The 16507-nt window shown below is 66.0% G+C and carries 18 protein-coding genes; 4 read left to right on the forward strand and 14 right to left on the reverse strand.

Annotation, left to right across the window (positions count from 1 at the left end; translation table 11 throughout):
* Nucleotides 1-5 precede the first annotated feature (5 nt).
* The 4 genes from NO366_RS06995 to NO366_RS07010 form a co-directional block, all read right to left on the reverse strand.
* Nucleotides 6-1121, reverse strand: coding sequence for a M24 family metallopeptidase (locus NO366_RS06995; protein ID WP_256533610.1), 1116 nt, complete (start codon nt 1119-1121; stop codon nt 6-8).
* Complete coding sequence (locus NO366_RS07000) at nt 1118-2992, reverse strand: UvrD-helicase domain-containing protein (protein ID WP_256533611.1); 1875 nt, start codon at nt 2990-2992, stop codon at nt 1118-1120. Before NO366_RS07000 ends, NO366_RS06995 begins: the two co-directional genes overlap by 4 nt.
* Nucleotides 2993-3206: 214 nt before the next feature.
* On the reverse strand, nt 3207-3365 hold the full coding sequence (locus tag NO366_RS07005; RefSeq protein WP_256533612.1) for a DUF7563 family protein: 159 nt from the start codon (nt 3363-3365) through the stop codon (nt 3207-3209).
* 301 nt (nt 3366-3666) lie between these two features.
* Nucleotides 3667-3849 (reverse strand): HVO_0416 family zinc finger protein, encoded by a 183-nt coding sequence (locus NO366_RS07010; protein ID WP_256533613.1) that lies wholly within the window; start codon nt 3847-3849, stop codon nt 3667-3669.
* 314 nt (nt 3850-4163) lie between these two features.
* Between NO366_RS07010 and ubaA the strand changes: the two genes are divergently transcribed.
* Nucleotides 4164-5033 carry an SAMP-activating enzyme E1 gene (gene ubaA, locus NO366_RS07015; protein WP_256533614.1) on the forward strand — a complete coding sequence of 290 codons (870 nt, stop codon included), beginning with the start codon at nt 4164-4166 and terminating at the stop codon, nt 5031-5033.
* 42 nt (nt 5034-5075) lie between these two features.
* Here ubaA and NO366_RS07020 read toward each other — a convergent pair whose 3' ends face one another.
* The 5 genes from NO366_RS07020 to NO366_RS07040 form a co-directional block, all read right to left on the reverse strand.
* Entirely contained in the window at nt 5076-5378 is a 303-nt protein-coding gene (locus tag NO366_RS07020) for a HalOD1 output domain-containing protein (protein ID WP_256533615.1), read from the reverse strand.
* 132 nt (nt 5379-5510) lie between these two features.
* Nucleotides 5511-6446: a cobalamin-binding protein gene (locus NO366_RS07025; protein WP_256533616.1), complete on the reverse strand. Its 936-nt coding sequence runs from the start codon at nt 6444-6446 to the stop codon at nt 5511-5513.
* Between the two features lie 79 nt (nt 6447-6525).
* Nucleotides 6526-7284, reverse strand: a complete 759-nt coding sequence (locus tag NO366_RS07030; RefSeq protein WP_256533617.1) for an E3 ubiquitin ligase family protein — start codon at nt 7282-7284, stop codon at nt 6526-6528.
* Nucleotides 7285-7612: 328 nt separating this feature from the next.
* On the reverse strand, nt 7613-8275 hold the full coding sequence (locus tag NO366_RS07035) for a hypothetical protein (protein WP_256533618.1): 663 nt from the start codon (nt 8273-8275) through the stop codon (nt 7613-7615).
* Nucleotides 8276-8354: 79 nt separating this feature from the next.
* The gene (locus tag NO366_RS07040; RefSeq protein ID WP_256533619.1) at nt 8355-8888 is read right to left on the reverse strand and encodes a helix-turn-helix transcriptional regulator; all 534 of its coding nucleotides are present in this window, start codon (nt 8886-8888) and stop codon (nt 8355-8357) included.
* Between the two features lie 46 nt (nt 8889-8934).
* Here NO366_RS07040 and NO366_RS07045 point away from each other — a divergent pair, with 46 nt between their 5' ends.
* Complete coding sequence (locus NO366_RS07045; protein WP_256533620.1) at nt 8935-9258, forward strand: nucleoside triphosphate pyrophosphohydrolase; 324 nt, start codon at nt 8935-8937, stop codon at nt 9256-9258.
* A gap of 411 nt (nt 9259-9669) precedes the next feature.
* Here NO366_RS07045 and NO366_RS07050 read toward each other — a convergent pair whose 3' ends face one another.
* Complete coding sequence (locus NO366_RS07050; RefSeq protein ID WP_256533621.1) at nt 9670-10704, reverse strand: sodium:phosphate symporter; 1035 nt, start codon at nt 10702-10704, stop codon at nt 9670-9672.
* A gap of 354 nt (nt 10705-11058) precedes the next feature.
* The gene (locus NO366_RS07055; RefSeq protein ID WP_256533622.1) at nt 11059-11343 is read right to left on the reverse strand and encodes a DUF8011 family protein; all 285 of its coding nucleotides are present in this window, start codon (nt 11341-11343) and stop codon (nt 11059-11061) included.
* A gap of 377 nt (nt 11344-11720) precedes the next feature.
* Here NO366_RS07055 and NO366_RS07060 point away from each other — a divergent pair, with 377 nt between their 5' ends.
* Nucleotides 11721-12512 carry a TrmB family transcriptional regulator gene (locus NO366_RS07060; protein ID WP_256533623.1) on the forward strand — a complete coding sequence of 264 codons (792 nt, stop codon included), beginning with the start codon at nt 11721-11723 and terminating at the stop codon, nt 12510-12512.
* Between the two features lie 200 nt (nt 12513-12712).
* Here the strand turns inward: NO366_RS07060 and NO366_RS07065 are convergent, their stop codons facing one another.
* Nucleotides 12713-12910 (reverse strand): helix-turn-helix transcriptional regulator, encoded by a 198-nt coding sequence (locus NO366_RS07065; RefSeq protein WP_256533624.1) that lies wholly within the window; start codon nt 12908-12910, stop codon nt 12713-12715.
* A gap of 3 nt (nt 12911-12913) precedes the next feature.
* Complete coding sequence (locus NO366_RS07070; RefSeq protein ID WP_256533625.1) at nt 12914-13309, reverse strand: hypothetical protein; 396 nt, start codon at nt 13307-13309, stop codon at nt 12914-12916.
* A gap of 255 nt (nt 13310-13564) precedes the next feature.
* Here NO366_RS07070 and NO366_RS07075 point away from each other — a divergent pair, with 255 nt between their 5' ends.
* Nucleotides 13565-15199, forward strand: coding sequence for an oligosaccharide flippase family protein (locus tag NO366_RS07075; protein ID WP_256533626.1), 1635 nt, complete (start codon nt 13565-13567; stop codon nt 15197-15199).
* Between the two features lie 151 nt (nt 15200-15350).
* On the opposite strand, the gene NO366_RS07080 is transcribed toward NO366_RS07075, so the two are convergent.
* The gene (locus tag NO366_RS07080) at nt 15351-16430 is read right to left on the reverse strand and encodes a DUF7350 domain-containing protein (protein ID WP_256533627.1); all 1080 of its coding nucleotides are present in this window, start codon (nt 16428-16430) and stop codon (nt 15351-15353) included.
* Between the last annotated feature and the right edge of the window lie 77 nt (nt 16431-16507).

Raw genomic sequence — 16507 nt, forward strand, 5'->3', positions numbered from 1 at the left:
CCCGATCAGGGTACGAGCGACGACGGCTCGAGCGTCCGCGGCGGACGTTCGAGCCACTCGACGCGGTCGTCGCGGACCGCGAGGAGGTCGCCGAGGACGACCGCCCCGCCGTCCGGCGACGCGACGCCGACGTCGAGCGCGACGACGCGTCCGACGCCGAGTTCGTGACCGCCCCGAACAGGGCGTTCGCCGACCGTGAGGCCCACGCCAGCGACCGTCCCCGTCGCCGCTCGCTCGAACCCGAAGGAACCGGCCTCGGCGACGAGTTCGCGCTCGACCGCCCGAACCGTCGCGGTCTCGGCCGCGAGCATGGTCTTCGCCGAGCGAAGGGCGCTCTCCGCGGCGACGTGGGCCCGCCGCTCCCACCCGCCGTCGGTCCCGGGCACCAGCGTCCGCGCGAGGTACCCGCGGTAGCCCTCCGGCGAGGACGGCGCCAGCCGGACCACGAGCGGTTCACCAGGTCGAATCGCGGCGTCGGCGTCGCCGGTCCCTATCACGCGCGTCGCCCCCGTCGGCTCGCCGCCGGCCTCGACGATACCGGCGTCGATCGCTCGCCGGAGCCGGTCGTGTGACAGCACGGCGCCGTCGTATCGCAGTCCGTCGTCGCCCCGGGTCGCCTCGGCGAGGACGACACCGCCCCGACGGAGGCCGGCGCCAGCGGCTCGCTGGGCTGCTTCGATCCGCCGGCGTTCGGGCGCGTCTTTCCGCCCGCGTGCGCGATCGATCACGTCCGTCGACGCCAGATCGAACCCGGCTCGTTCGACGTACAGCGCGGCGTCGTGCGGGATCGACGCCGGAGCGAGGACCCTCGTGTCGTCGGGTGTGGGCCCGTCGGCCGGGGATCGCGTCGCCAGCCGGTCGGCCAGTCGCGACGCCGGATGGTCGCCCTCGCCGTGGGCAGCCACGAGCACGTCGTCGGCGCAGACGGCGACGGCTACGTGGTCGTGCTCGCGACCGGTCAGCGGTCCGGTGTCGACCGCCGCCGGTTCGACGGCGGAGACGTCGTCAGAACCCGCGAGGAGGTACCGGACGTTCGGGTTCGTCCGTGGGCCGGCGTGGACGAGAGCGACTGCCTCGCGGTCTGCTAGCGCCGAACGGATGGCGTTCAGCCGAGTGGTCACGGCGCTTCGGCTTCGAGTTCCTGTGGACGCTGGGCCTCCTCGACGAGCTCCTCGAGACTCTGGTCCGTCAGCTCGTTGTTCAGCAGGACGTCGATCGACAGCGTGGGGGCGCCGTCGACCAGGTTCTCGAGCAAGACGAGGCGCTCGCGGGCGCGCGACATGCCGACGTAGAAGACGCGGCGCTCGTTGTCGGTGAGGACGGGCACGGGAGACGTGGTCTTGGTGAACTCGGAGCCGTCCGGAGCCGTGACGCCGTCCTCGCCGTCGCCGGATCGGTCCTCGATGGTGGCGACCATCTGTTCGACGACCTTCTCGGTGAGATCGGTGCCGACGAAGACGTGGTCGGCCTCGCGACCCTTCGCCGAGTGGATGGTGCCGACGCGGACGCGGTCGGTCTCCATCCCCCGGTACTCGCCGATGTTGAAGTAGGCCTTGACGGACTTCTTCTGGAAGCTGGTGACCTTCCGGAGCATGTCTGCCGCGGAGGCGCCGTCGGGCATGAAGGGGACGTGCTCGTCGATCACCGAGGCGGAGACGGTGAGTTCCTCCAGGTCGTCGACGCCTGCCTCTTCCTGTAGCTCGTCGATCTCGTCGAAGAGGGCATCGCGCTCGTTCGTGCCGAACGCCGAATCCTGGAGCATATCGGCGAGCCGGCGAGCCTGCAGGCCGTCGACGTCGTCATCGTCGGCGATGGCCTCGACGGCGCGAACGTACTGGGTCAGGCGGTCGGTCCACATTCGCTGGTCGGTCAGTGCGGTGAAGGGTACGCCTTCGGTGATGAACTCATCGATGAACTGGAACATCTGGTAGCGAGCGCGAAAGAGCAGCATGATGGTGCCGTCGCCCTCGACGAGCGTCTGGCGGACCATCCGAACCAGATCGAGCATAGACTTGTTCGTCTCCGCCTCGACGATGCCACCTTCCTTGCGCGGGTTCAAGTCCTTGTCCTGGCGCACGTCGATGTGGCGGATCTCGCGGTTGACGGCGTTCAACACGTTCGAGGGCAGGCGGTAGGAGTTCGGCAGGATGACGTCCTCGTCGACCGCCTCGTCCAGCAGGAGGGCCGGGTCGGCGCCCTGCCAGGAGTAGACGACCTGGTCGTCGTCGCCGGCGATCAGCACCTGCTCGACGTGCGGTTTCCACTCCTCGTAGACGTCGTACTGCAGGGTGGTGATGTCCTGGAACTCGTCGATGACGAGGTAGTCGACGTTCGGGACGAGCGAGCGTTGTTTGACTCGCTCTAACATGTCCGCGAAGCCGATCTTTCCTTCCTGGCCCTTGTAGGTGCGCCAGCCGCGGATAGCCTCGGGGACGTCGATCCGGTCGTCGTCGCTCGGCCACGTCGGCGTGTACTTGTTACCCTCCTGGGCGTTGGGGTCGATATCCGGCGGCAAGCGGACTTCCTCTACGTCCCACTGGAAGGGGACGTCGTACCAGTCTGCGACCTCCCGACTGGTACGCTGGAGCCACTGGCTCGTCGCGATGATCTTGTTGCCGATCGTCGTCGAGCGAGCGGTCCGTCGGCCGGCCCCCGAGTACTCGTCTTCGTACTCGATGCCGAAGTCCTCACAGAAGTCCTCCTTGTCGGACTCGCCGATGACGTCGCCTCGGGAGAGGTCGAGCAGCTCGTATGCCTTCGCGTGCATCGTACAGACGTTGCCCTGCAGCGAGCGCGGGTTCTCGTCGAGTCGGTCGGCCAGTCGTTCGCGCACCTCCTGGGCCGCGGCTCGGGTGTAGGAGACGACGAGGATGTCACGGAACGTGACGTCGTCGTCCTCGAGGATTTCCTCGACGTGGTCGAGCAGCGCCGTCGTCTTCCCGCTGCCCGGCCCGCCGAAGAGTCGCGTCACAGTCGTGTCGCTTGCGGTCATTGTCACCGTACAAGAGCGCGGCCCCCATAAGTACGGTGGGTTTCGTTCGACCGGCCGCTGAGTGAATCGTCGGTCCTCGTCCCCGCTCCTCGCAGTTCGGTGTGACGACGGGGCGGCTGGGTGTGACGACGGGACGTTGGAGCGGGACGACGGGTCGTCGGAGCGGGACGCCGACTCCTGGGGGTTCGATACCACCGTACGGCCGTGCCGTCCGTCACGTTCCCCGCGTCGAACGGGCCTGGCGGACGTCCGCCCCGTCTCGGATCTTGTCGGGACAGTCCGGGCAGACGCGCGGTTCGTCCTCGTCCGGGGGCGTGAACACTCTGGCGTACGCGTCAGTGACGAACGATCCGCAGTTCTGGCATTCCGGCATGCGTCTCTCCTCTCTCCGTCTCTCGGTATTGCTATTAGTGATGTCGGTATTTGTTTGATTTGTTTGTATATCCGAGTATTGTGTCGATGCGGCGGCAGTCTACCGGGTGCGTCGAACGGGCCGGCTCCCGAAGACCTCGCCGTTGTCACCGTCCAGGGCGCGTCCGTGAACGGGCGGTGCCATCAGGCGGTGCACGCGCCAGAGCGGGAGTTGTCACGGCTCGATCGTCGACCCGCAACCGCACTCGGGTCGCTCGGGATACCGACGCTATCGGCCCGCCGTCGGACCCGTACTCACCGCGTCAGCGCCGGGGTGTCCACCCACAGACGGTGCAAGACGTGGCGTTCTCGTCGTGGAGGCCGCCACAGTCCGGACATTGCTTCTTTCGCCGGTCCTGATCCCAGCCGACGGGTTCGGTCTCGTGACCGCGGTCCGTCAGAAACTGGTCGAACACGTCGTCGGCACCGGTGGGAGTGGCTCCCATAGCCATGTGTTCACATCACACGATAATAAAGGATTGGGTGGGTTCTCCCGGTTCGGTCGTACAGGGCCGTTTCGAGGGCTGAATCGTCGAAATTCTCCACTCTCTCTGTTTCACTCACTCATCTATTAGTCCCCTCCTGCACTCTCTCACACGCGAACACTCTCACACTCTCTTTTTGCCACGCCGGTCGGACGGTCCAGTCCGTCAGTCGACTGGTGGCGCCTCCCACCTCACCCTCACAGCCCGATCGCTCACGCGGTTCGCCTCCCCGACCGTCCAATCGACTTTTGCTCCCGTGGGTTCAACCTCGGCCCATGAGCGACCTCTCCCTGGACGCGACGCAGCTCGATCGCTACTCGCGTCACGTCATCATGGACGAAGTGGGGCCGGAGGGGCAAGCGGCGCTGCTCGACGCGTCGGTACTCGTCGTCGGCGCGGGCGGGCTCGGTTCGCCCGTGATCCAGTACCTCGCGGCGGCGGGCGTTGGTCGGCTGGGGATCGTCGACGACGACGTCGTCGAGCGGTCGAACCTCCAGCGTCAGGTCGTCCACGCCGATGCCGACGTCGGCCGTCCGAAAGTCGAGAGCGCCGCCGCGTCCGTCGAGCGACTGAACCCGGACGTCACCGTCGAGACCCACGAGACGCGACTCGACGCCGCCTCGATCGACGCCATTGCGGGCGACTACGACGTGATCTGCGACGCCAGCGACAACTTCGCGACGCGCTACCTCTGTAACGACTACTGCGTCCTCACGGACACACCGCTCTCTCACGGCGCCATCTACCGCTTCGAGGGCCAGGTCACGACGATCGACACGCGGGGCACGAGAACCGGTACCGACGGCCCGGTAGACGACGCGTCCGCCGAACCGAGCCCGTGTTACCGCTGTCTCTTCCCCGAGGCGCCGGAACCGGGCACCGTCCCGGACTGCGCGACGACTGGCGTGCTGGGTGTCCTCCCTGGCACGGTTGGCTGCATCCAGGCGACGGAGGCCGTCAAGCTGGTGACGGGCATCGGCGAGGCGCTGACCGGTCGAGTGCTCCTGTACGACGCCGCGGACATGTCGGTCGAAACGATAGACGTGCGACGGAACCCCGACTGTCCCGTCTGCGGCGACGCGACGACGATCGGATCGGTGGACGAGGTTTCCTACGAGGGGCGGTGTCGTGTTCCCGCGGAGTAGATTCGCACGGAGACGTCCGTCGCGGACGGGCTCCTCGCGCGCTCATCCAAGGCGGTCGTCTTCGAGCGGTTCGAACCGCGCTCTTCCGTCCTGTTCGACGGTGATTCGGTAGCCGTTGTAGGTGAACGTAATCCGTACGTCCGCCTCGTCGGCTGGCGGATTCGAGTACAGGTGTTCGAGGATGTGGTCGATACAGCTGTACAATGGGGTCAACTCCTCTACGGGCACGTCTTCGATCTCGGCGAGCGCAGAGACGACCGCAACGTTCGGATCCTCCTGGGTCGTGTCGAACTCTCTGGTGACGGTTCTCGCGTCGGCTCGGTCACGATCGTCGATCCCACTCATCGGTTTCGACCACGGTCGCGAGGCGCTTAAGTAGGCGACCGATACGATACGCGGTTGACAGTCCTGGGGAGGGACCGGGTCGCGCCGATACTGGTCGGTGATGGGACCGTTCACCGAGCCCGATCCCGACCGTCACGCGCCCGGATCGGCCTGGAGCGCCGAGAGCGGCCGGGCCACGCTCGCGTCCGGAGTGTCGTCTGCGTCGAACCGATCTGGATGGAGGAGACGGGCGAGCGTCTCAGCGGCGTCGACGAGTCGCGGGCCGGGCCGATTGAGGTAGTGGGTGCCGTCAACCGCCCAGACGCGACCAGCACGAACGGCAGCGAGTTCGTCCCAGCCTGGGCGGTCGGTGAGGTCTCCGAGGTTCTCGGCGGTCTGTGCGAGATCGTAACCACAGGGCGCGACGACGAGGGCGTCGGGGTCGCCAGAGCGCAGTTCGTCCCACTCCCGGGGGCGAGAATCCGACCCGGCCTCGGCCAGTTCGTAGCGCCCGCCGGCGATCTCGACCAACTCTGGCACCCAGTGGGCCGCCACCATCACGGGGTCCGTCCAGTCGAAGACGGCGACGCTCGGCTGGGCGTCGGGTTCGTCCGGTGTGCGTTCGCGGACGGCCTCGAGACGCGATTCGAGGTCCGCGCGAACCGCTCGGGCGCGCTTCGATCGGTTCAGCACGCGCCCGAGTCGCTCCAGGTCGTCGAACACCTCGGCGATGGTGTGGGCGTCGATGGTGACGATCTCCGGCTCCGCGTCGATCTCCTCGACAGCGTCCGCGACGAGCACGGTGTCGACCGCACAGACGTCGCAGACGCCCTGCGTGACGACCACGTCGGGATTCAGCCGCTCGATCGTCTCGGCGTCGACGTCGTAGACGCCGCCGTCGGTGTCGGCCGCTAACACCTGCCGGTCGATCTCGGCGGTCGACGCCTCGGTGTCGATCGCTGCGCTCGTGATACGGGGCCGATCCGCGACCCGTGGTGGGTAGTCACAGCTGTGTGAGACGCCGACCGGGTCGATCCCGAGGGCGGCGACCAGTTCCGTCGCGGAGGGGAGTGTCGTCACGACGCGCATACGCGGCGATTCGTCGGGTGGGTGGAAAGGCTCACGGGTCGTCGGTGGGCTTCGATCTGAGATGTGATCGCGCCCACGCTCAGACCGGGACCCACGCCAGGATCGCCACGGCGGCGCCGACGAGTGTGAGGAGTCCGCCGAACGCGAGGGAGACGAACCCACCCTGCGTCCGCTCCTCGATCAGTTCACGCTCGGGTTTGTTCGAGAGGACGAACTCGCCGGACCCCGTGGGCTCGTCGATCGCGTAGTCCGCCCGGTCCCAGCCGGCCGCCGTCTCTCGGGCCGCCCCGAGCACGTAGCCGTCGTCGCCCGGTTCGAGCACGCCCTCCGTGTAGCGTCTGCGCTCACCGACTGTCACTGGCCCCATACTTCGCCGGTCGGGCAATTCGAGGTCGGGTTCGCGTTCGACGTACCGTCGCACGGCAGCCGGCGGTTCGTCGTCGACGCCAACCTCGGTTTCGGTCCCCCTGAGGTCCAATTCGTCCGCGGACGGAAGATCGACCGGCACCTCGCCGGTTCCGTCGTCGACGAGCAGGGCTTCGGCCCACTCGTCCGTGAAGATCGTGTTCCAGGACCCGTCCTGACGTTCCTCGACCTCGATACGTGCTGCCAGCGCGTCCGTCTTCGAAATCGGCGACTCCACCGTGGCCGCGTCTTCGTCGGGACGAACGGTGCCTTTCACTTCGACCGGCCCCGGCGTGAGATCCCGGATTGGCGTCGTCTCGGTCTCGGCGATCACTCCGCCCTCGGCGCGTTCACCGTACCCTCGGTACATCGTGACGGCGCCGGCGACGACGAAGACCAGCCCGAAAACCGAGACGACCGCGTTCTCGAACATAATAAGAGGGTCTCGAAACCGGAGCCTCAAGTAACCCGGTAGTATAATCTCGATAGCAGGTTCCTGGCGGACTCGGTTCGGTTGGCGGCCAGAAGGACCGTCCGCCTGTCGAGATCGAGGGGCCGTCTCTCGCCACCAGCCGCTTCGAGGCCGAACCGGCCGATCCCGTTCGAAGAGCAGGCCGAGACGGCGTCCCTGTCAGCCTCCGTCGGCGACGAGGGAGACGATCGTGGGGATCGCGTCCGCATCCGCCGCCGCGCCGCGGTATCGCAGCGCTGCCCAATCGAGTTCGGCCTGCCACCGGGCGCTATCGCACGATCTAACGTTCTCACGAAGGTGGCCGAGTGACGAATCGGCCGGTTTCGACCACCTCCCACGTCACCATATTACTGAATCGGTCGTCCGACATGTAGTCGGCCACCCGGGAGTGTTGCGACGCGGCGGTTTCACAGCGCGCGTCGGCGTGACCGGCCCGAACGACCGTGCCGGTGAACGACTCGCCAGCGTATCGCGGAGCGGCGGCGTCGAGTTCGTCACCGAGTGTCTCGTGAACCGTTTCCAGTTCGTCACTCGGCGGCCCGTCCTCGGTTTCGAGGTGGTACCCGCGGGCCATCGCACTCGAGGCAACTGCGAGCATGTACTGTGTGAGGGCCTCGTGGCGAGCAGCACAGTCGCCGATCTCGTCGGGACCGTTCCCTGCGAGGTACTCGTTCGCGTTTTCGAGGCGCTTCGAGCCTGCTTCATCCGACTTCGTGAATTCGCGCTCGGTACTTTTGACGTGCTCGCGGGCCCACGAGTAGGCGGCGTCGAGGTGGGTGTCGGTGACGGTAACGGGATTGGAAACCGTCGGGACCGCGACGTCGAGTGTCGTCTCGATCGCATCGAGATCGTCCCGCCGCCAGAGCCACCGGCGCTGCCAGTAGGCGACGCCGGCCCCACCGAGACCGACGCCACCCGCTACTTTGAGGAGGGTCCGCCTGCCAAGACGCATACTCCTCAAAAATATTCTGGCTCCATCGAATATTTCTAATCGATATATTATCTTGGTCGGGCAGTACTGATGTCCGTTCTCACTCGTCTTCGTCGGGCATCGAGACAAGGTTCTCTCGGCCCAATTGTAGCTTTTCGACGACTCCCTCGTCCACCAGCTCTCCGACGACGCGCGACGTCTTCGAGGCGGACCAGTCACACTCCTCGGCGATTTCTGCCTGTCGGATTCGGCCGCCATTGGCTTCGAGGAGGTCGAGGACGCGCTCTGGAGCGACGACCGCGACCGGCTCGAAACGGTGGGCAACGACACCGGCACGGAGCCGATCCAGATCGGGTACGAACAGGACGTGCCGACCGCGGCGGTAACCGGTTGCTGGTGGCGAACGCCCAGGCGGCCAGTGAGGCGGAGTGACTACGACGTCGCGTGACAGCCCGTCTCCCGAGCACGGAGTCGCGTGCGACAGTCGGGGCGCGGTGGCGGGCTCGGGGCCCGGCCGATCTCTTCGGGGGACCGGACTGCGGTGGATCGGGAAGGTTTCGACCAGGTTTTCGAGCGCGGTACGTTTCGTGTCCCCCGGCTGGGAACCCGGTCGATCGCCGATCAGTAGCCACACCTCACGTACCCCCTACCCCTAATAGTGAACCGACGAACGTTCGAACGTGGTCCGATCGTACGACAAACTGGTTCGCGATGGAATTCCGGAGCTCATCGTGGCAAACGGCGAACGCCCGACGACGCACGTTGCCGACGGCGAGGAGTACTCAGAGCGCTTGATCGAGAAGCTGGAGGAAGAGGTGACAGAGTATCGTGAGAGCCGAGAGGTCGACGAGCTGGCGGATATTCTGGAGGTGGTCCACGCGATCCGAGCCGATCGAGGCGTGTCCGTCGAAGCGCTGGCGGACCGCCGGTCGCGGAAGGCAGAGCGGCGCGGTCGGTTCGACGAGGGGATCGTGCTCGAACGCGTCGAAGCGGACTCGTCCTGACCCACGTGGCCGGTCGATACCGGTGTCCCTTTCGGGAGCGAAATTCGAGCCAGTCGTCGCGCGGTTCGCGGCCGATGCTCCCCTTCGAACCGTCGGCGTTCGAATACGACGAGTGTGTCCACCGCCCGTGAATATCCGTCGTGAACGGAAGGCGTATATTAAACCGTACTAACAGGAAAGAGTAGGGGGTGTTCGAGGGATGCGATGATCGGTGGCGTCGATCCGGTGCTCGGCACCAGGTTCGGTGATGCGAGCGTTCTCTCTCTCTCTCTCTCTCTCTCTCTCTCTCTCTCTCTCTCTCTCACGCGGGGTGGCCCCTGGTACCGTCTCGGGGACGCGACACGAGTGCCTCGGCCGGGAACGCTCGACCGACCGCGACTGGGCGGGAGTAGAATCGGTTCGCCCGATGCGTCACGGGAGTACGATCAACAGGATCGGGACGAGCAGGAGCGAGAGGAGTACGCCGAGGAAGTAGCTCCTGTTGCCGATGATTCGGTTCTGGACCCCGTCGATGGCTCTGCTGTACGGGGCGTAGTAGGCCAGCGCGAGGGCGGAGGTGACGGTTCCGCTGGCCAGGACCGTGAGGACGGTGAGTACGCCGACGGACGTGTTCAGCGCGACCGCGACGACGAGCGTGTCGACCAACGTCCCGAGGTTCGCACCCAGCACGAACGGTACGATCTCGCCCCGTTTGACGTGCCCGCGATTGTACAGCGGAACGATCACCCCGAGGGAGAACGCGACGCTGGTCGTGAGTCCGGTGACGACGAGGCCGAGTCCGAACGAGAGCCACTTGTCCTGTAACGTCGAGATGTAGCGCCGCCGCAGGCGCTCTTTGTCGACTCGATCGAGCACGTGATCGAAGGACCTGAGACTGACGAGGATACAGCCGATCGCCACGAGAAACGCGACCCCGGCCCCGACGGTGGCGATGAGGCCGTCGGTGAGGACCGAGAACACGTCGGGAACAGGGGCCTCGAAATCGGGGAACAGGTGGCCGTGTCCGTCCGCTCGCCGGATCCTCGGCATCGCGAGAAAGCCGAGCACCATCGCGGGCAGGTAGATCGAGTGGGTGAGCAAGACGGTGAGGATACCGAGGCTCATCGACTCGCGGAGCGACTCGATCTCTTCGTTCACGTAGTCGAAGCCGCCGATGAACACGACGACTGCCGCACCGCCGAGCCGGGAGCCGACGATCATCAGGAACAACTGTGTCGGCTCCACGAGGGCTGACTCGAACAGGGTCAGCGAGACAGCGGCGACGATCGACCCGTTGGCCACCACGTACGAGGCGATCCAGCTGAGACCGAGCGCCGACCGCCCGTCGACGATCACTCGGTCGAGGACGCCCTCGAGTGACGGCGTCAGGGCGTTCGTCGCGCCACCCAGCAATCGTATTGCGAAGAGAAACAGGGCGACCGTCACGAGTATCTGCGCCCCGATCACCAGCGACCGGTCGTCACGCAGCCGGTCTGTACTCGTCTGGCTGCTGATTGCTCGTCACCGGCCCACGGTACGACGGAGATCGGCTAAAGTATTGTTCAGCCTGTGATGAATGGTGGGCCTGTAGCGCACGTCCAAATTCTCCCGGGTCACCGTCACGCGCTCCCACACTGGAGAACGGCCACTGGAATACGCCGCTTCTGGGGAACGGCCACTGGAATACGCCGCTTCTGGAGAACGGCCACTGGAATACCGCCCCTTCTGGAGACGGCCACTTTCGCTCCCGACGGATCCGATCCGCGCACCCCAATTGCGCCACCCGGCCGCGGCTTCGCGACCATGTGCGACATTCGACCCCTAGGCCGCCAGCGAGAACAGCGAGTAGCCGACCAGCGCCAGGAGGACGCCGATGCCCGAGAGTCGCAGCGCGACCGCCGGCCAGCGCCGATCCGTCGGGAGGAGCTCCGCGAGTCCCGCCAGCCCCGTCCCAAGAGCGAGCACGAGCGTCGAGGGGAGCCCGCCCCCGTACCGCAGTTCGAAGTACGCGTAGATGGTGACGAACGCGATCGCACTCCCGACGGACACCTTGGCCGCGTCCCAGCCGCCCGGCCCGGACACGAACTGTTCGGGGTGTACTTCCATTGGTATATGAACGACCGTAGTGTTGGATAATAGTTGTCATTAGTTCCGACGAACCGCTACGCCCGAGACTGAAACCCCGAGAGTTCGTCGGCCACTGCGAAACCGTTCAGGTGCCGAAACGGCGACTGAAAGCGTTCTCTCTCTCTCTCTCTCTCTCTTCGAGTACGTCGTCCCGGTTCCGTTCGTCTCCGAGCGGACTGCCCAGGTGTACCCGACACCTGTCGCGTTCGCGGGGCTGTACTCACACGGCCGGTCGATTCGGTGGTTTCGCCTTCAACCCGAACGTGGCGAACGGTCGGTCACGTCCGTCACCGTACCCACGGATCGGGTGAGCGAAACGGGTGGGAATTTTTATCGCTACCGAGCCAATCGCCACTATGGCGGATTTCGAGGAGAGGAAGGCTGAAGACGAGGCGCTCCGCCGATTGCAAGAGCTCGGACTGACGAAATACGAATCGCAAACGCTCCTCAACCTCGTCAGGCTCGGGACGGGAACCGCACAGGACATCACGCGAATCGACGGTGTTCCCCGAACTCGCGTCTACGAATCTGCGGAGCGCCTTCACGAGTTGGGATTCATCGACGTTCAGCACACGACACCGCGAAAATTCACCGTAGCCTCCGAGGAGACGCTCATCCGAATGCTCAACGTCAAGCGAGAGAACACGATCACCGAACTCGCGTCGTGTCTGGAGGCGATCGGCCCGGCCAACCCACAACGCGAACAGTTCGGCGTCTGGACGGTGACCGGTCGTGAAGCGGTCGCGTCTCGCGTGGGCGAGTTCATCGCCGACGCAGACGAGCAGATCGTCTACATGACCGTCGACGAGTTGCTCACCGACGACCATCTGGCGGAGCTTCGGGCTGCCGCAAATCGCGACGTCGAGATTTACCTGGCAGGGATCTCCGATGGCGTTCGAGACCGCATCCAGGAGTTGGTGCCGAACGCCGAACTGTTCGAGACCCTCTGGGAGTGGGATCAGACGCCCGCCGGACGACTGCTGATCACGGACGAAGAGACGGCGCTCGTGAGCGCACTCGTCGACGAGTCCGCCACGTCCGAAGCGATCGAGGAAACGGCGATCTGGGGTGCCGGTGATCGAAACAGTCTCGTCGTCGTCCTGCGAGCGATCTTCACCTGGCGGCTGGACTCGGACGTGCCGTACTGATGTCGGTCGACCGTTCACTCGAAGCCGTACACACTCGTTCGATCCGTCGATCGCTGTGAACGGAAGCCGCGTTCACAGTCGTCCGTCGTACGGTACGACGCACGCTTCGGTCGCTCGACGTCACGGCTCGATGACGCCGGTGTGTGTGTGTGTGTGTGTGTGTGTGTGTGTGTCGGTCCCTCTCACTCGCCGTTCGACGCTCACTCGCCGTCGTAGGTGAACAGGTCCTCGATCGAGCACTCGAAGTACTCGGCGAGCTCGAAGGCGAGTTCGAGCGACGGATCGTACCGCTGGGCTTCGATCGCGTTGATGGTCTGGCGCGTCACACCGACCGCCATGGCGAGGTCTTTCTGCGTCAGGTCGTGCTTCGCGCGGTAGATCCTCAGTTCGTTCTCCATAGGTCACTCGACGTACCGGTAGTAGACGAAGTACGCTCCGTACGCGAGCAGGCCGACCCAGACGTAGATCGTGCTGGCGTGCTCCGGCGGGAAGACGGAAAATCCCATGTCGAAGACGATGACGGACAGCAGTATCCAGAAGGCGTTGACGCCGACCCGTCCGTGCAGCTTTTCGGTTCGCTCGTCTCCCAGGGCTCGTCCCTCACGAGTCGCCGAAACCGTCCGGTACCCGAAGAACGCGAGGATCGTGAACGGAACGAGCGCACCGAGATAGCTGATCGGGTCCGCGTCGAAGTACGCGAACGCGGCGACCGTTCCGATCGGGATCACGACCGCGCCGATCAGCATCAGGTAGCCCCTTTGCTTCTGCCGACGGAGGTTCTGCGGCAACTCACTCATGCGCTCACCTCCATCCCGGCTTCGGCATCACGACCGTGTCTATCTCTTCTCCCGACCGTGTCTGGTACTACAGACATAGTGGAAAGGGTACTTTCCATACTGGAAAGCATACGTTCCACCAACGTAAGGCTTGTTGCTGGGCGGCGCCTTCCGGCGGGCGATACGTCCCGCGCATCCGCCACGTGTCACGGCGAGGTGACCCGCTTTCGCGCGCCTTATCCGACCGGGGTGGGTCTCTCGACGTAGACTCGAGTCGTGAGTGACGACGGACCCTCCCCTGGCGTCGAACCACCTGCAGTCGCCGGTTCTACGGCCAAAGACGAACCCCCAGCCAACGTCGTCGGAGCCGACGAGACGACGGCCACCGACGAGGTGCCCGCCGACGAGCGCGACGCCCTCCTCTCGATCGCTCACGGGGCGGTCGTCACCGGCGGTGGGGTGTCCGTCAAACGCGGTCTCTCCATCTGGATCGAGGCCATCCTCACGCGTGGGCTGGGGCCGGAACTCTACGGCGTCTACGCGTTCGGCTGGCGTCTGGTCTCGATGGTCCTTCGCTTCGCGAACCTCGGCGCGGACATGACGCTCCTGCGGGATCTGCCGGCGTTCGCGGACGAACCGGAGCGCCAGCGGCGATCCCTGGGACTCGCGTACCTGTCGACGCTCGTCACGTCGGTACTCCTCGCCGCGTGCTTCGTCCTCGCCGCGGAGCCGATCAACGCCGCGACGATCGACCAGCCGGCGTTTCCCGAGGCGCTCCGTCTCTTCGGCGTGTTGCTCGTCCTCCTGGCGTTCGTCCGGATGCACGCCACGGCGCTCAAGGCGGCGAAGTCGGCCAACGGCGAGGTACTCCTCAACCGGATCCTCCGCCCGGCCGTCCGGCTGGTCGCGGCGGCCGCGGCCGTGGGCCTCGGCTACTCCGTGGTCGGCGTCGTCGGGGCGCTCGTCGTCACCGTGGGGGCCCTCGCCGTCGCGGCCTATCCCATCACGATCGGCACCGTCGGCGTCAGACCGACGGTCCGCGGTCTCCGCTCGGAGGCCCGACATTTCTTCGATCACGCGGTTCCAAGCGCGCTCTCGGGCGTGGGGCGGCTGATCCGCACCCGCGTCGACGTGATCCTGATCGGCGTGTTGCTCACCGCGACGGCTGCGGGGATCTACAACGTCGTCCTCGTGCTCGTCGGCCTCGCGGCGATCCCGCTGATCGCGTTCAACCAGCTGATGCCGCCCGTCGCGTCGGACCTCTACGCCCGCGGTCGGGTGGCGACGCTGAACGACGTCTACACGACAGTGACACGACTCATCGTCACTGCGACGGTTCCCATGATCGTCGTCCTCGCCGTCTTCGGCGGAGACCTGCTCGCCATCTTCGGTCCGCAGTACACCCGCGGCTACGAGATCCTCCTCGTCTTCCTCGTCGGCCGGTTCGTCGGCAACGCCGTCGGCGCGACGGGGATCCTCCTCTCGATGACGAACAACCACTACCCGAAGCTGTGGCTGGAGTGGCTGCTGGCCGTCCTCAACCTCACGCTCACGACGCTGTTCGTCCTCCAGTTCGGCCTGATCGGTGCGGCCCTGGGGACCAGCGTCGCCATCGGCGTGCAGAACTCCCTCCAGGTACTCCTGCTCAGGCGGTTCGAGGGGCTGTGGCCGTTCGATACGACTTTCCTCACCCCACTCGCCGCCGGAATCGCGATGGCCGGCGTCATGGCCGGCGTTCGGTGGGCGCTCGACGGCTGGACCGCGGTCGGTGTTGGGACGCTGGCCGGACTGATCACCTTCGGTGGTGTCATCGTGCTGGTCGGCCCGAACCCGCGTGATCGGCTCGTGGTGTGTGAACTGACGAGCCACTACCGACAGGTCGCGATCGAGGCAGTCGACACCGTTCGCTGAGAGTGCCTCGTTCCTTCGACGTTACCGGCGGGTCGTCTGTCCTCGCTCGGACGCTGTCTCCGACAGCAATGCGATCTCCTCACGAGGTCGACGGTCGGTCGCCGGCGATGCGGTCGCCCGTTCTCGACGCTGGGCAACAGCTATCGACGGTTCAGACGGTAAACTCGACGTCGGACATCGCGAGGAACGCGGTTTCGTACCCCTCGTGGCGAGCGACCTGCGGCGGTGTATCGACGGACAGGGTCACGACGTCGCCCGACTCGAATCCCTCGATCGGAGCACCGTAGTGGAGCTTCAGTTCGGGATCGAGCGTGGCCCGAAGCGACTCGTCGAAACTTGTCTCGGAGCCGCGGGTGACCGTCGCCGCCAGCGACGTGAACGGGAGCGGCAAGTGGTTGTAGGGGGTCCGCGGCGAGACGGCGAGGTAGCTCCCGGCAGTCCCACCGCTGGCGAATCGAGCGCCGTCGTGGACGACCGTCGCGACGAACGTGGCGTCTCCGCTCGTCGCGTCGCCGAGCACGGTGCCGGGAAGCGTCGTTTCGTCCGGAACGGTCGCCACGGGCATGTCCATCGCCGTCGACGGCGCGACGCCTCGCTGTCCCTGCTCGTTCGGATACTCCCGCACGTCGACGCCGTCGCGCGCGTCGCGACTGTAGTCGAACTCGATATCGGCGGTGACGAACTCGTCGAAGCGGCCCGCGAAGTCGCCCGTCCGTCGGACTGCGAGAGGCGCGAGCTGGACGGTGGCCGTGTACGTGCCGTCGTCGGGGAACGGCACGTTGTCGCCGAAGTGTGCGCCCATCGTCTGGCTGAGCATCGGCCACAGCGATCGCTGGTCGACGGACGATCCATCGGCCCGCCTGAGCTCGATCGTCGGACTCCCGACCGGCACGACGACCTCGGTTTCCGTGTCCCAGACGGTCAGCATGAGGTGGGCCGAACCGGGATCCTGGACGTACACCCGTTCCGCCTCGTCGCCGCGGACGGTCCAGAACCGGTGGGGGAAGCTGTACGAGAGCGCGATCGTGTACGGCCCGGCCTGGGTCATCCCGGCCATCTCCATGCCCTCGGTGTGCGTCGGGACGTACACCGCGTCCGGTCGATCCTCGACGACTGGTGGCTCGCGGGGACGGTCATCAGACTGAAACAGCGACGTGGTCGACTCCATACACCCCGCTGCGAGCGCGCCCGCGAGAGTCGCGCCCGTTCCGACGAACTCGCGACGCTCCATCGCCGGTCCTTCGCGATCTGCCAGCATACGAATTGTGATTCGAACCGGCCACGGGTGGCGTCTCGACCGACGATCGC

Origin of the sequence: Halovivax cerinus (genome assembly GCF_024498195.1) — an archaeon.
Lineage (GTDB): Archaea > Halobacteriota > Halobacteria > Halobacteriales > Natrialbaceae > Halovivax > Halovivax cerinus.

Coding starts and splice junctions, on each gene's coding strand:
- NO366_RS07000 (WP_256533611.1), bottom strand. CDS start 2,992: ATGACCGCAAGCGACACGACTGTGACGCGACTCTTCGGCGGGCCGGGC.
- NO366_RS07005 (WP_256533612.1), bottom strand. CDS start 3,365: ATGCCGGAATGCCAGAACTGCGGATCGTTCGTCACTGACGCGTACGCC.
- NO366_RS07010 (WP_256533613.1), bottom strand. CDS start 3,849: ATGGGAGCCACTCCCACCGGTGCCGACGACGTGTTCGACCAGTTTCTG.
- ubaA (WP_256533614.1), top strand. CDS start 4,164: ATGAGCGACCTCTCCCTGGACGCGACGCAGCTCGATCGCTACTCGCGT.
- NO366_RS07020 (WP_256533615.1), bottom strand. CDS start 5,378: ATGAGTGGGATCGACGATCGTGACCGAGCCGACGCGAGAACCGTCACC.
- NO366_RS07025 (WP_256533616.1), bottom strand. CDS start 6,446: ATGCGCGTCGTGACGACACTCCCCTCCGCGACGGAACTGGTCGCCGCC.
- NO366_RS07030 (WP_256533617.1), bottom strand. CDS start 7,284: ATGTTCGAGAACGCGGTCGTCTCGGTTTTCGGGCTGGTCTTCGTCGTC.
- NO366_RS07035 (WP_256533618.1), bottom strand. CDS start 8,275: ATGCGTCTTGGCAGGCGGACCCTCCTCAAAGTAGCGGGTGGCGTCGGT.
- NO366_RS07055 (WP_256533622.1), bottom strand. CDS start 11,343: ATGGAAGTACACCCCGAACAGTTCGTGTCCGGGCCGGGCGGCTGGGAC.
- NO366_RS07060 (WP_256533623.1), top strand. CDS start 11,721: ATGGCGGATTTCGAGGAGAGGAAGGCTGAAGACGAGGCGCTCCGCCGA.
- NO366_RS07065 (WP_256533624.1), bottom strand. CDS start 12,910: ATGGAGAACGAACTGAGGATCTACCGCGCGAAGCACGACCTGACGCAG.
- NO366_RS07070 (WP_256533625.1), bottom strand. CDS start 13,309: ATGAGTGAGTTGCCGCAGAACCTCCGTCGGCAGAAGCAAAGGGGCTAC.
- NO366_RS07080 (WP_256533627.1), bottom strand. CDS start 16,430: ATGGAGCGTCGCGAGTTCGTCGGAACGGGCGCGACTCTCGCGGGCGCG.